Origin of the sequence: Methylobacterium sp. BTF04 (assembly GCF_010692745.1) — a bacterium.
GTDB lineage: Bacteria > Pseudomonadota > Alphaproteobacteria > Rhizobiales > Beijerinckiaceae > Methylobacterium.
Genome location: NZ_JAAHTB010000002.1, coordinates 224,740 through 238,873 on the forward strand (window position 1 = coordinate 224,740; position 14,134 = coordinate 238,873).

Annotated in this window: 12 protein-coding genes; 4 read left to right on the forward strand and 8 right to left on the reverse strand. The window is 66.0% G+C overall.

What is annotated here, in order from left to right; genetic code table 11:
- Nucleotides 1-161 precede the first annotated feature (161 nt).
- The 6 genes from G3T14_RS02525 to rpsT form a co-directional block, all read right to left on the reverse strand.
- The gene (locus tag G3T14_RS02525; RefSeq protein ID WP_246732864.1) at nucleotides 162-785 is read right to left on the reverse strand and encodes a LysE family translocator; all 624 of its coding nucleotides are present in this window, start codon (nucleotides 783-785) and stop codon (nucleotides 162-164) included.
- A gap of 331 nt (nucleotides 786-1,116) precedes the next feature.
- Nucleotides 1,117-1,605, reverse strand: a complete 489-nt coding sequence (locus tag G3T14_RS02530) for a diguanylate cyclase (RefSeq protein ID WP_163639682.1) — start codon at nucleotides 1,603-1,605, stop codon at nucleotides 1,117-1,119.
- 459 nt (nucleotides 1,606-2,064) lie between these two features.
- Complete coding sequence (gene recF / locus G3T14_RS02535; RefSeq protein ID WP_163639684.1) at nucleotides 2,065-3,192, reverse strand: DNA replication/repair protein RecF; 1,128 nt, start codon at nucleotides 3,190-3,192, stop codon at nucleotides 2,065-2,067.
- A gap of 62 nt (nucleotides 3,193-3,254) precedes the next feature.
- Nucleotides 3,255-4,376 carry a DNA polymerase III subunit beta gene (gene dnaN, locus G3T14_RS02540; RefSeq protein ID WP_163639686.1) on the reverse strand — a complete coding sequence of 374 codons (1,122 nt, stop codon included), beginning with the start codon at nucleotides 4,374-4,376 and terminating at the stop codon, nucleotides 3,255-3,257.
- 273 nt (nucleotides 4,377-4,649) lie between these two features.
- Entirely contained in the window at nucleotides 4,650-6,164 is a 1,515-nt protein-coding gene (gene dnaA, locus G3T14_RS02545; RefSeq protein WP_163639766.1) for a chromosomal replication initiator protein DnaA, read from the reverse strand.
- A gap of 579 nt (nucleotides 6,165-6,743) precedes the next feature.
- Entirely contained in the window at nucleotides 6,744-7,010 is a 267-nt protein-coding gene (gene rpsT / locus G3T14_RS02550; protein ID WP_163639687.1) for a 30S ribosomal protein S20, read from the reverse strand.
- 264 nt (nucleotides 7,011-7,274) lie between these two features.
- On the opposite strand from rpsT, the gene speB reads away from it, so the two are divergent.
- The 4 genes from speB (at nucleotide 7,275) to G3T14_RS02570 (ending at nucleotide 12,207) form a co-directional block, all read left to right on the forward strand.
- Nucleotides 7,275-8,279, forward strand: coding sequence for an agmatinase (gene speB, locus G3T14_RS02555; RefSeq protein ID WP_163639689.1), 1,005 nt, complete (start codon nucleotides 7,275-7,277; stop codon nucleotides 8,277-8,279).
- Nucleotides 8,280-8,462: 183 nt separating this feature from the next.
- Entirely contained in the window at nucleotides 8,463-10,955 is a 2,493-nt protein-coding gene (locus G3T14_RS02560) for an esterase-like activity of phytase family protein (RefSeq protein ID WP_163639691.1), read from the forward strand.
- A gap of 72 nt (nucleotides 10,956-11,027) precedes the next feature.
- Complete coding sequence (locus tag G3T14_RS02565; protein WP_163639693.1) at nucleotides 11,028-11,687, forward strand: glutathione S-transferase family protein; 660 nt, start codon at nucleotides 11,028-11,030, stop codon at nucleotides 11,685-11,687.
- A gap of 121 nt (nucleotides 11,688-11,808) precedes the next feature.
- Nucleotides 11,809-12,207, forward strand: coding sequence for a VOC family protein (locus tag G3T14_RS02570; RefSeq protein WP_163639695.1), 399 nt, complete (start codon nucleotides 11,809-11,811; stop codon nucleotides 12,205-12,207).
- A 9-nt stretch (nucleotides 12,208-12,216) separates the two neighbouring features.
- Here the strand turns inward: G3T14_RS02570 and G3T14_RS02575 are convergent, their stop codons facing one another.
- Together G3T14_RS02575 and coaBC are read right to left on the reverse strand one after the other, a co-directional pair.
- The gene (locus tag G3T14_RS02575; protein WP_163639697.1) at nucleotides 12,217-12,417 is read right to left on the reverse strand and encodes a hypothetical protein; all 201 of its coding nucleotides are present in this window, start codon (nucleotides 12,415-12,417) and stop codon (nucleotides 12,217-12,219) included.
- A gap of 270 nt (nucleotides 12,418-12,687) precedes the next feature.
- Entirely contained in the window at nucleotides 12,688-13,944 is a 1,257-nt protein-coding gene (gene coaBC, locus G3T14_RS02580) for a bifunctional phosphopantothenoylcysteine decarboxylase/phosphopantothenate--cysteine ligase CoaBC (RefSeq protein ID WP_163639698.1), read from the reverse strand.
- Nucleotides 13,945-14,134: the final 190 nt, after the last annotated feature.

Consider the following 14,134-nt stretch of genomic DNA (forward strand, 5'->3'; position numbering starts at 1 on the left):
CGTGGCTGGCATTCCTGCCGGCACTGCTCCAGGCGAAAGTTGGCACCCGCGCGAAGGCCCGGCAAGACCGATGCGCTCTCTATGGCGTTGAAGCGATCACCGCAACTGCGCGGCTTCGCCCGATGCAGGATGACGTCCGCTCCGCAATCACCGAAGGGCAATCACCGGGCAGCAATCGCGAAAGCCGCACCGGCCATCATCGCACCGGCGCTGCGATGGACGAGCCGCTGGGCTCGGGCCGACGTGACGAACCGCCGCGCGCGCGATGTGGCGGCGACATAGATCACCAGGATGGCCCCTTGCACGACGGTGATGATGGCACAGAGTTCGGCGACGCCGACGAGCGTCAGGTCATCGAGCGCGACCGCCGTCGGGAGGATCGCCAGGAAGAACATGATCACTTTTGGATTGCCCAACGAAACGACCGTGCCCCAAACGAGCTGGTGAAGCCCATTGCCGCCGGCTTTCGCGGCGTCTTCGTAGGTCCCGACCGGCGTCGTCCAGGCCTTCCATGCCAAGTAGGCAAGGTAGAGAGCACCGCCGTACTTCACGACGAGGAAGAACGGGGCGAAAGACTGGGCGACAAACGCGAACCCAGCCGCGGTCACGCAAAACCAGATCAAGTCGGCGAGGACGAAACCGGCGATAACCCACCCGACGCCCTGCGTGCCACTGGCCAGAACCCGCCCGACAATCGCCGCGACGCCCGGTCCGGGGGTCGCGACTGCGACGGCATAAACCGCTGCGAACAAGATGAGGTTGGATAGGAGCATCGCGAAAAACATGCGGTTGGACAGACCGGATCGGGCCGGTCACGCCCATAGCACACGCTGGCTGACTTGAGAGAAAATTTTTGATCCTTTCCGCGACAGGAGTAGGGCATTGTTCTATTTTATGAATTTTAAGTAGAATTATGATCCATAATAGCGTCTTTATAGAGTACTTTGTACTCTCAGCGAGATAATGTTCCGCCCCGCGCGCTTGGCATTGTAAAGGGTCCGATCGGCGATCGAGACGCAACCCTCCGGGCAGTCGGAATAATCGACTTCGCTCGACGCGATGCCGATGCTGACGGCTTCATCGCCGTCGCCGCGGTTCCCATGGACAATCGCGGTCCTATGAACCCGGCCCACGAAGACGCTCGGCGATTTGAGCGGCGGCGCGGGCCTTACAGACGGCCAGCAACACCGAGACCTCTTCGCCTCGGTAACGCACGACCACGTCTTCTTCACGGATTACATTGGACCGCAAGGCGCCCGCGACTTGCTTGAGGCATGTGTCGCCGGACAGATAGCCGTCTTGATCGTTGAATTTCTTGAAAAAATCGACGTCGATCATGAGCAGCGAAAACGGCTGCCCGTGATTTTGGGTCTGGCACCACAGCTCGGCGAGCTTGGCGTCGAATGCCCGGCGATTCGACAATAGCGTCGATGGATCGCTGTTGGACAATTCGAGCAGACTTGTACCCTCGATCCGCAATCGATCCGCTCGCAATGTTTCGCGTAATTTCAGCAGAAAGCCTTGGCGCTCGGCCAATTCGAATTGATGGTTGGAACGAAGGCTGAAGCAGGCACAAACCAGCATAGAGAGGAACAGATGAATCACTAGTTTTAGTTATGCGCCAAAATTCAGAAATAAGAGAGCGCCGAAAAAAAGCAATATCATGACCGTAAACAACACGGCACAGTGAAAAAGCAGGTGAATGGCGATATTACGAAATATATTCTATAGGATAATCATCGTAATTTTGTGGGGCGCGAGAACGCACTCGGACATAGACATGAATCCGAGCGGGCCAATGGTGGCGCCGAGAATCATGAAAGCCAGAAGAGACTCGCGAAAGCTCGCATCGACGGCGCCGTACTTCCGCATCACCAGGTGTGCGACCGGCGAATTGATGACGAACCGCCACACGGAGGGAAGTCAACCGAGATCCGGCAGGATCGCTCCGTGGACGAGGATGAAGATATTGGAGGCGACCAAGCCAATGGCGAGCGTCAGGAAGATATTTCAGGCGCGCGCCTCGAGCATATCGCTTTGACTGCGGCGACCAGGGTGGGACCTTCAGGTCGATGCGATCCGCCCATCCGCCACCGTCACCACGTCCGCGCGGCCTTCGAGCTCCGCGAACAGAGCCGGGTCTGCCCCCGTCATCCAGACCTGCCCCTGCAACGCCTCCAGCGCCTCGAACAGGCCGGTCCGGCGGCGCGGATCGAGATGAGCCGCGACCTCGTCGAGCAGGATGACCGGCGCGATGCCGCACATCGCATGTACGAGGCGGGCATGGGCGAGCACGAGGCCGATCAGTAGTGCCTTCTGCTCGCCGGTGGAGGCGGTGGCGGCCGGCACATCTTTGGGACCGTGGCGGACGACGAGGTCGCTGGTCTGCGGGCCGCTCAGGGTACGGCCCGCCGCCCGATCGCGGGCGCGACCCTGGCGCAGGGCCATGCGGAAGCGGTCCTCCGCCTCAATGGCCGGCCAGACCGCGACGAGATCGTCGAGGTCGCCTTCGAGGCGCAAACCGGCCCAGGGAAATGGCTGGGAATCGTCGCGGCCCTCCGCGATCAGGCGGTCGAGGCGCTCCGCGGTCTCGCGGCGGGCGAGTGCCACGGCGACGCCGAGTTCGGCGACCTCGCGCTCGATGGCGTCGAGCCATTGCCCGTCGTTGGGCCGCTCTTCCAACAGGCGATTGCGCGACCGCAGGGAGCGCTCCATCGCGTTGACCCGCGCGCCGTGCGTCGCGTCGACGGCCAGGACCAGCCGGTCGAGGAAGCGGCGGCGATCGCCGGCCGGGCCGCGGAACAGCGCATCGAGATCGGGGGTCAGCCAGACCACGCGCAAAAATTCCGAGAAGGCGACCGGGGAGGGCGCGGTGGCGCCATCGATCCGGCACAGGCGGGCAGCGCGGCCATCGAAGCCCGGCGGCTCGTAACCGGTCCCGATCCGGTGCTCATCCTCTCCGGCGGACAGCGTCATCGAGACGGCGAACCCGCCGGGGCCGCCGGTGCGGGCCATACTGCCGAGATCGGCCCGCCGCAGGCCTCGCCCCGGCGAGAACAGCGAAATCGCCTCCAGCAGATTGGTCTTGCCGGCGCCGTTCTCGCCGATCAGCGCAACAAAGCGCCGATCCACCCCGAGGTCGAGGTCGGCATGGTTGCGGAAATCGCGGCAGATCAGGCGGGTGAGGCGCATCCCGCCGGCTGATAGCGGATCGTGGGCAGCACGTCTCGACGGTAGCGGCGTCTCGGCCGCGATCACACCCGCATCGGCATGAGCACGTAGAGCGCGGGCGCGCCCTCACGGTCCTGGATCAGCGTCGGCGAGCCCGGATCGGCGAGCTTGAACAGGGCGGTGTCGCCCTCGAGCTGGCTGGTGATGTCGAGGAGGTAGCGGGCGTTGAACCCGATATCGAGGGCGGCCGCATCGTAATCGACGTCGAGTTCCTCTGTGGCGCTGCCCGAATCCGGGTTGTTCACCGAGAGGGCGAGGCGGCCCTCCTGCACGGCGAGTTTCACCGCGCGCCCGCGCTCCGACGAGATGGTCGATACACGGTCGACGGCGCGGGCGAACTCGTCGCGCTGCACGGTGAGGAACTTGTCGTTCCCGGACGGGATCACGCGCTGATAGTCGGGGAAGGTCCCGTCGATCAGCTTCGAGATCAGGACGACGCCGCTGGCGAACTTGAAGCGGATCTTGGCGGGCGACAGGTCGATCTCGACGCTCTCGCCGCCATCCTCCACCAGCTTGATGATCTCGGCCACTGCTTTGCGCGGCACGATGATGCCCGGCATATCGCGGCTGCCCTCCGGCGCCTCGATCTCCACGCGGGCGAGACGATGGCCGTCGGTGGCGACGGCGCGCATCTTGAGCGAACCCTCGGACTCGATCGTGTGCAGGTAGATGCCGTTGAGATAGTAGCGCGTCTCCTCGGTGGAGATCGCGAACTGGGTCTTCTCGATGAGGCGCTTGAGGTCGGAGGCCGCAATCGAAAAGCGGCTCGGCAGCTCGCCCGCGGCGAGATCCGGGAAATCGCCCTCGGGCAGGGCGCCGAGCGAGAAGCGCGAGCGGCCGGAGCGGATCGTCATCTGCCCGGTCTCGCCGTTGGTCTCGAGGGAGACCTGGGCGCCATCCGGCAGCTTGCGGACGATGTCGTAGATCACGTGTGCGGGCACGGTGGTGGCGCCGGCATCCGCCACGTCGGCGGGAATGGTTTCCGTCACCTCGATATCGAGGTCGGTGGCGCGCAGTTCGAGGCCCGCCGGGCTGCCGCGCAGGAGCACGTTCGACAGGATCGGGATGGTGTTGCGGCGCTCCACCACGCGGTGCACGTGGCCGAGCGACCGAAGGAGGGCCGCGCGCTCGACAGTGACTCTCATCGACAAAACTCGTGGTCTTAAGGAGGACGTCGCCGAAGCCGGCGCGGCGTCGCGCCATGGCTTCCGCGCGGCCGGGCACCGTGGCCGACGAGCTTGGCGAAGCCGATCCGGGAACGCAAGTGCGAGAGGTACGCTGGCGCCGATCCCGTGGGGATGGAATCGGCTCGCCGTTCCCGAGCGGTCACAGGGTCGTTCCATGAGCGCAAGCCGTTCACCGAAACGGCCTGTCCCGAAAGGGCAGCGGGACCGGATGGCTCCCGCCGCCAGGGTGCATCAATCCTGCAGCATGCGCTTCAGGAGTTCGACCTCGTCGTTGAGGACATTGTCCTCGCCGATCAGTTTGTCGATCTTGCGCACCGCGTGAAGCACCGTCGTGTGATCTCTACCTCCGAACCGGCGACCGATCTCGGGCAGCGAGCGCAGCGTCAGCACCTTCGAGAGGTACATGGCGATCTGACGCGGCTTGACCACGGCGGCGGTGCGCCGTTCGGAGAGGATGTCGGACCGCGAGACGTTGTAGCGCGAGGCCACCAGCTTCTGGATGTCCTCGATCTTGATGCGCTTGGGCTCGCGGTTCTTCACCAGATCGCGGATGGCGGTCTCGGCGGTCTCCATCGTCACGGCGGTGCCGGTGAGGGTGGCATGCGCCAGGAGCCGGTTCACGGCGCCTTCGAGATCGCGGCCGTTGGCTGTGATGGCGCGGGCGACATAGGTCGCCACCGTCGGCGAAACCTCGAAGTTCGGGTGCGAGACCTGAACCGCCGCAAGTCGCGCCGCCAGGATCGAGGTGCGGAGCTGCTCGTCGAGGGTGCCGATCTCGACCACCAGGCCACCGGCGAGGCGCGAGCGTACCCGCTCCTCCAGGGCCTCCAGTTCGGTGGGCGGCCGGTCCGAGGCGACGACGACCTGACGGCCGGCATCGATCAGCGCATTCAGGGTGTGACCGAATTCGGCCTGGATCGACTTGCCCTGGATGAACTGCACGTCGTCGAGGATGAGCAAATCGATGGCGCGCAGACGCTCCTTGAACGCCAGCGCGTTCTGGGTCTTCAGCGCGTTGACGAAGCCGTACATGAACCGGTCGGCGGTGAGGTAGATCACCCGGCGGCCGGATTCGCGGGCGGCGTGGCCGATGCCATGCAGCAGGTGGGTCTTACCCAGGCCGACGCCGGCATGGAAATAAAGCGGGTTGTAGAGCGCACCCTGGCCGTCGTGACGGGCGACGCGTTCGGCCGCCGCATGAGCCAGCGCATTGGAGCGGCCGACTACGAAGCTCGCGAAGGTGAGGCGGTTGTCGAGGGGAGCGCCGTTGAGATCGCCCGAACCGCTATCGCCGCGGGTGGATGCGTTGGTCTCGGACTCCGACGCACGGGCGGCGTCGCCATGAGACGGCATCGCGCTGCCGGCAGCCTGCAGGCGGGCGAGGGGACTCGCCGGCATGTTGGGCTTCGGAGCACTCGGCACCGCTGGCCGCGCGGCGGCAGGGCCGCGCACCGACACGTCGATCCGCGCTACGTCCTCGACCTCACTACGGAAGGTCGTCAGCACCCGGTCGAGATAATGGGATTCGATCCAGCTCTTGAGGAACCGAGTCGGGACCGTGAGGCGGGCGGTGCTGCCCGATACATCCAGAAGCTCCAGACGCGCGAACCAGCTCGCGAACACGTCCTCGCCGAGTTCCGCCCGGAGGCGGCGTTTCACCCGAGCCCAGGCGGCCACCGTATCGGGACCGCTCACGCCGCTCATGCCCGTCTCGGCATTGCCGGACACGCTACCGTCGACATGCATCATCGCTCTCCTCGCGCCGACGACGGCCAGCCGCCACCGGAACGTACGCACACTTGACTAAAGTCGCGCCTCGCAAAGCATTCGCGAGACCCAGATCGCCGCTGTGGAGTCAACCCCTCCACGGAAGGCCTTTGCCGATGAAACAAGCCTATCAACAATAAGCTACGGTTCTCCTAACAACGGGACTTACGGGGACGGCAAAATAAGCTCCCGGTGGACCACGGGTTTTGGCGACCGAGTCGAGCCGACGTTCCATCTTGTGAACGATTCGGGCGTGACTCGCAGAAAGCTCGGATTTGTCCGGTAATCTCCAGACATCGTTAAGCTACACTCGGGTCCGGGACTCCGCAACAAGACAGATTCTCATCGTCGTTAACGCTTAGTCACCAATCCGCCGAGCGCCGGCCGCGTAATAGTGGATACGGACTGCAGGTGAGGCATCGCTCGGCGCAGGCGGGGAGGGTGCAGTTAGATGCGGATCGTCACGGACCGGCTCGGCGCCATGCGGCAGACACGCAAACGAAAGAAGCCCGGCATCGCTGCCGGGCTTCTTTCGCATCGTTCCTGGGTCGGATCGGCTTAGGCGGCGAGCGCCTTGACCCGCGCCGCGAGGCGCGAAATCTTCCGGGAAGCGTTGTTCTTGTGCACGATGCCGTGCTGAGCAGCCCGCATGATCTCGGGCTGGGCTTCCCGCAGAGCGGTCAGCGCCGTGGTCTGATCGCCGCCGGCAATGGCTTCTTCGACCTTGCGGACGAAAGTGCGCATGCGGCTGCGGCGCGAGCGGTTCACAGCGGTCCGCTTCACGATCTTGCGGGTCATTTTCTTGGCCGACACGGTGTTGGCCATGGGGCATCCTCGTCACGTTTGAGGCGATCTCGACGAGCCCGCGGGCTTAACGTGTCGGATGATCGCGTGCAGGTTGTTCGGGCAACGGCGAAGCCGACGGAGAGCGGTAACCGCGTCCGTCGGCGATGTGCGCTCTATAGACACGCGTTGCGGTTCCGTCAACGCGAGTGTCGTCTCGCCGTCATCGACGGCGCTCCCGCGCGTGATCTGCTAGATCGGTGTGCCGCCGTGGCGACAACCGATCAGAGCGCAAGGAGACATCCGATGCCGAGCGAATCGGATGCTGACCGGATTGCCCGCCACCGGCCCCTGTCCTGCATGGTCTCGCCGCGCTTCTCCGGAGTCGCGAGCTTCATGCGGCTCCCCATCGTCGATCCCGCCGAAGCGGCGGGCCGGATCGACATCGGCCTGATCGGCATCCCTTTCGACGGGGCGACCACCAACCGGCCGGGCGCGCGGCTCGGCCCGCGCGGCGTGCGCGACGCCTCCACCGGCACGCGGGCGATCAACCCTGTGACGGGCATCGAGCCCTACGACCTCGCGGCCTGTGCCGATCTCGGCGACGTGCCGGTCAACCCCATCGACGTGGCGGCGACCTGCGCGCGGATCGAAGCGTTCTTTGCCCCGCTGGCGGCGGCCGGCATCGTCCCGCTCGCGGTGGGCGGCGACCATTTCGTGACCTATCCGGTGTTGCGGGCGCTCGGACACCACAGGCCTCTCGGTCTCGTCCACATCGATGCGCACAGCGACACGGATGACGGACAATACGACGGCACCCGCCTCACCCACGGCACGCCGTTCCGCCGCGCGATCGAGGACGGGGTGCTCGATCCCACCCGGATGGTGCAGATCGGCCTGCGGGGCAGCCAGGATTCCGCCGACGAGTTGGACTGGGCGCGTGCGCAAGGCGTGCGCATCATCGGCATGGAAGAAGCGATCGGGCGCGGCTTGCCTGAAGTGGCGGCGGAGGCCCGCACCCGAATCGGCGACGGCCCGGCCTATCTGAGCTTCGACATCGACGCGCTCGATCCCGCCTATGCGCCGGGCACCGGAACGCCTGAGATAGGCGGATTCACGAGCCGCGAGGCGCTCTATCTGGTCCGCGCCATGGCCGGACTCGACCTCGTCGGAGCCGACGTGGTGGAAGTGGCCCCACCCCTCGACCCGTCGGGCATCACCGCGTTGGCGGGCGCCACCCTGGCCTTCGAAATCCTATGCCTCCTGGCGGAGGCGGTCGCGAAGCGCCGGACGAACGCCACCGCCGTCTAATCTCCAGTCTCAACGACGACCAGCCATCGAGATTTGACTCCCGCGGCTACGAGGGGACGGACGGCCGCCGTATCTACAATATTGATAACCGATGAGACTTTGTATAGTCGACGCTCCATCTGACACACTCTTGTGATGTTGGCGCGTCACAGGTCCGACTAAGCTTAACAGTGGGGGCGGACCTTGATTTACGACCATAGCCGGGCGGCACTCGCCGCCGGGGCTCTAACCGTATGCGTCACGCTCTCGGGAGGCGCGCAAGCTCAAGAGATTCGCACGCCGAATCTCGCCTTTGCCGATACGGCTTTGTTTGTGCCGTTCAACGGCGCCATCAATGTCAATCAGGGGCTCCAGGGCGCCGGCCGCGTCTCGGCGAGCGCTCGCGACTTCCTCGGCGATACGCTCGGCTCGTTCTCGTCGCTCGCCATCGACCTGAGCACCTGGCGTCGCAGTGGAGACGCCTATTCGGGCACGCTCTACACGCTGCCGGATCGCGGCTATAACAATCCCGATGGCGGCATCTTCACGGATTATGCCGGGCGCCTGAACCGCTTCACCTTGAGCCTCACGCCAAACCCGGGCGCGGCCCTGCCGCAATCCACGGCTTCGCAAAGTCAGATCACACTGACGCAGGCCGGCGGCATCCTGCTCACCGACGCGCGCGGACAGCGCTTCAGCGGCTTCGATCCGGGCGCCGGTACCACGTCGCAGCTCGGCGCGACGCTCCCGTCGGCGGCCACGGGTGCCAGCGCCGGGCGTATCAGCCTCGACGCCGAGGGCCTCGTGCGCAAGCTCGACGGTTCGTTCTACATCAGCGACGAGTACGGCCCGAACGTCTATTACTTCAGCCGGACCGGACAGTTGCAGGGCGTACTCGGCATTCCCCAGGCACTCCAGCCAGTCACGAACGGCCAACTCAACTTCAACTCGATCAACCCACCCACCGATTCGGGCCGACGCAACAACCAAGGCCTGGAATCCGTGGCCCTGACTCCGGACGGGCGCGGTCTCGTGGCGATCCTGCAGAGCGCCACGGTCCAGGATTCGGGCGCCAACCAGCAGCAGCGTAACAACACACGCATCCTCTACTACGACGTCTCCACCAACCCGACGCCGAGCGCACCGACGCGGGAATTCGTGCTGCAACTGCCGACCTACCAGCAGAACGGAAATGGCGGCGCGCCCAACCGCACCGCGGCGCAAAGCGAAATGCTCGCCCTCAACGACACACAGTTCCTGGTACTCGCCCGCGATTCCAACGGTCTCGGCACCGGCACCACGACGCCCATCGTCTACAAGAGCGTCTTCCTCGTCGACACAGCCCAGGCCACCAACATCGCCGGCACCTCCTTCGACGGCACCACACCGATTGCGCCCGGCGGCACCCTGCGCGCCGGCATCGTACCGGTGCAGACGACCGAGATCGTCAACCTGCTCAACCCGGTCCAGCTCGGCCGTTTCGGCATGAACCTGAATACCAACCCAGCGACGCAGACCACCCTGTCGGAAAAGTTCGAGGCCATGGCCCTCGTGCCGGTGCTGAGCGAGAGGGCGCCCAACGACTATTTCCTCCTGGTGGGCAACGACAACGACTTCCTGACCCGCCAGGGCCTGATCAACGGCCAGCCCTACGATGCCGGAATCAACAACGACAGCATCCTGCTCGCCTACCGCCTGACCCTGCCGACCTATGTCGATCCCTACTCGCTGGCGGTGATGAAGGAGACCGCGCCGGTGGTGCTGCAGGGCCTCGGCGCCGGCACTCTCGGCTTTGCGGCCTCGGCCACCCGTGGCGTGCAGGACCACCTCTCGGCCCTGCGCCGCGGCACCGGCCTTGCCGGGCCCTGGAGCCAGGGCGGCGGCGCTTGGATCGGCGGCGACTTCGTCTTCGCCGATCAGCCGCGCAACGGCGGTCTCGCGGTCGACCGTACGGTGGCACAGGGCAGCGCCGGCATTGATCTCCCGCTCACTGGCCCGTGGCGGGCCGGCGTCGCCATCGGCGGCGGCGGCGGTTCGCTCAACCGCAGCGGCGGCTTCCGCCAGGACCAAACTGCGTTCACCGCTTCGGCCTATGCGGGCTATTACAGCCCGAACTTCTATGCCCAGGGCATCGTCAGCGGTGCGCCGGTGGTGAACTTCGACAATATCCGACGCCCGGCCGCCTACGGCCTCACAGGTGCGGCCAAGACCTCCGGCAGCGCCGTCGCACTCGACGGCGAGCTCGGCGTTCCGTTCACCGTCGCCAACATCCGGCTGACCCCGTTCGTCGGGATCACCCACCTGTCGGGTCAAGTGAACGGGTTCACCGAGACCGGGGCGGCGGGCAACAACGTCGCCTATCGGGGGCTCGACGTCCGGCAGACCACCGCACGCTTCGGGGGTGAATTGGCCTTTCACGGCTGGGGCGACCTAATCCCGTCCATCCGCGTCGCTTACAACCTCGCGACCGGCCCTCAGGCCAGCAGGGCCGCCGTGCGTCTCGCCAGCGTCGAGAACGCGATGGCTGGGGCGTCGGTGGCGGTTCCGTTTCTGCGCAACGACTTCGTAACGGCCGGTGCCGGCCTCCAGGGCAGCCTGACCGAACGCCTCGCCTGGCGGGTGGACTACCAGGCCGCCATCGGCACGCGGACCGGTACCGCCCACGGCCTCACGACGGGCTTGCGTTACCAGTGGTGATCCGATCCATCGGTTGACGCGAGTGGCGCGGGCGTAAAGCCTGCGCCGCTCGATTCGCGAAAGGGCTGCCCCTTGAACTCCGAGATCACGTTCTACCATTCGCCCAACACGCGCTCGTCCGGCGTACGCATCCTCCTCGAGGAACTCGGCGCGCCGCACCAGCTCCACGTGCTCAACATGAAGGCCGGCGAGAATCGCGCGCCGGCCTTTCTCGCGGTGAACCCGCTGGGGAAGGTGCCGGCACTGACCCACGGCGATGCGCTCGTCACCGAGCAGGCGGCGATCTACCTCTACCTCGCCGACCTGTTTCCCGAGAAAGGCCTCGCTCCGGCGATCAGCGACCCGCTCCGCGGACCCTACCTGCGCTGGATGGTCTATTACGGCTCGAGTTTCGAACCGGCGGTCATCGACCGGGCGATGCAGCGCGAGCCGGGCCCGAAGGCGATGTCGGCCTATGGCGACTTCGATACGGTGCTGGCCACCCTCGTCGAAACGCTGTCCAAGGGTCCTTATCTACTCGGAGAGCGGTTCTCGGCGGCCGACGTCCTGTGGGGCACGGCTCTGGCCTGGACCACGAGCTTCAAGCTCGTGCCCGAAGAGCCGGTGATCATGGCCTACATCGCGCGCGCACAGGCACGGCCCGCAATGCGAAAGATGATGGCGGAGGACGCCGCCATTGCCGCCGAGCATGAGGCCGCCATGGCTGCGGTGGCCGAAGCGAACCCCTCGTAACTCTTCGGGCGCCGGACCGAATTCGCGTCCGGCGCTGCAGACTTTCGTTCTCCCACCGGCTCATGCGGAGTGCCGCCACAGACCAGTGGGCGCATACCTCGCGCCAACGAAAGAACGACTGATGCGGATGATCTTCGTCAACCTGCCGGTGAAGGACTTGCCCGAGTCGCGGCGCTTCTTTCAGGCGCTGGGCTTTGCCTTCAACCCGCAATTCTCCAACGACGAAGCCGCCTGTATGATCGTGGCGGAGAACATCTTCGTGATGTTGCTCGTCGAGCGCCGCTTCAAGGATTTCATCATCGGCGAGATCTGTGACGCGACGAGGGCCACCGAGGTTCTCACCTGTCTCTCGGCGGAGTCCCGCCAGCAGGTCGATGGCATGCTCGCGACGGCGCTTGCCTCCGGCGGCAAGCCCTGGCAGCCGATCATGGACCACGGCTTCATGTATGGTTGCAGCTTCCAGGACCTCGACGGCCATGTCTGGGAGGTGATGTACATGGCGCCGCCAACCGCAGCCTGAACTGGCGGATCAGCCCGGCGGGATCGACGCCGGGGTGCCGGAATGGGAAACCACGGCCGATGACGGGGCCTCGGCCGTGAAGGCCGCGAACAGGTGCAGGCCGATCACCGGCCCGAAGACCAGCGACATCATCACGAACATGATGAGGGCGACGCTGGTCTGGCGCGGACCGCGCGGCGCACGACGGGGCAGAACATTCGAAAGGGTCATTTGGCTCACCTCGTTCGACCGGCCATTACGGCCGATCGCGGGCGAGCCGGATCATACGATCAGGCTGAGCGCACGCGGACGGCCGAAAGTGGCGCGGTCCATCGACTACTGTCGCTGGGCATAGAATTCGTCAGATCCTGTGGAGCCGCACGGCCGGCGCGAAGCATCGGCATGAAGCAGTGCCGGAATGATGCCGGCGGAGAGGTTAGTCAAGCCTTAACGCGTCGCCGGCCGCATGGGTCCACGCGCCGATCATCGTGGTGCGGGCGGTCAGCGTGGCAGTAGAGCTGCGAAGCGCTCCACGAGGCGGCGGCCGACCTCGTCCTTGTCGAGGGTCGGCCAGGTCTCCACCGTGCCGTCACGGCCGATGAGATGCACGGTATTGGCGGTGCCGCCCATCACGCCGCTCTCCGCCGAGACATCGTTGGCCACCAGCAGATCGCAGCGCTTGCGAGCGATCTTCTGGCGGGCGTTCTCCAGCACCGCATCGGTCTCGGCCGCAAAACCGACCACGAGGGCAGGGCGCCCGGAGTCGAGCGCCGCGATCGTGGCGAGGATGTCGGGATTCTCCACCAACCGTAAGGGAGCCGGCTCAGTGCCGTCCTTCTTGATCTTGGCGCCCTTCGCCTCGGCCGGGCGCCAGTCCCCCACTGCCGCTGTGAAGACCGCGATATCGGCCGGCAACGCCGCCTCGACGGCGGCCAGCATCTCACGGGCGGTCTCGACCCGGACCACGCGCACGCCGGAAGGGTCGGGGATCGCCACCGGCCCGGAGACGAGGGTGACCTCGGCCCCCGCCGCCGCCGCCGCCGCCGCGATGGCATGGCCCTGGCGGCCCGACGAGCGGTTGGCGAGGTAGCGCACCGGGTCGATCGGCTCGTGCGTCGGCCCCGACGTCACCAGGACGCGCCGCCCCGTCAGCGCACCGGCCTCGGTGCGGCCTGCCAGGAAACCGAATCCGCTCGCCGGTCGGCGCGCGGCCAGCATCGACTCCACGGCGTCGGCGATTTCGGTGGGCTCGGCGAGGCGGCCCGGGCCGAACTCGGCCTCGGCCATGGCGCCGTCATTGGGACCGACCACCTGGACCCCGTCGCCGAGCAGCGTCGCGAGGTTGCGGCGTGTGGCCGGGTGCTGCCACATCCGCACGTTCATCGCCGGCGCGATCAGGATCGGAAGGGTGGTGGCGAGCAGGACGGTCGCCGCCAGATCCGATGCCTCGCCGCTGGCCATGCGCGCCATCAGGCTGGCGGTAGCCGGCGCCACCACGATGGCGTCGGCGTCCCGGGCGAGCTTGATGTGGCCGATATCGGCTTCTTCCGCCCGGTCAAACAGGTCGGTATGGGCGCGCTCGCCAGCCAGAGCCGCAGCGGCGAGGGGCGTCACGAATTCTTGCGCGCCCTTTGTCAACAGCGGGCGCACCAGCGCGCCACGCTCGCGCAATCGCCGGATCAGATCGAGCGCCTTGTAGGCCGCGATACCGCCGCCGATGACGAGGAGGATACGTCGATTGTGGAGGGGGAGGGTCATGGGTGAACCAGTGCGCGCCGCGCGTGTGAACCTGTCGCCGCTCGATCGGATCGGAGCATTCCCACCCACCGCCAGGTCCTGAAGTGGTGCCCCTGGAGCCCTGCTTCGAGGCCTCCGATGCACTACGGCGTCTCGGGGGGAGATTAGGATGAGGGATTATTCAACAAAGCCGAAAGCGTCTAAGGCGTCA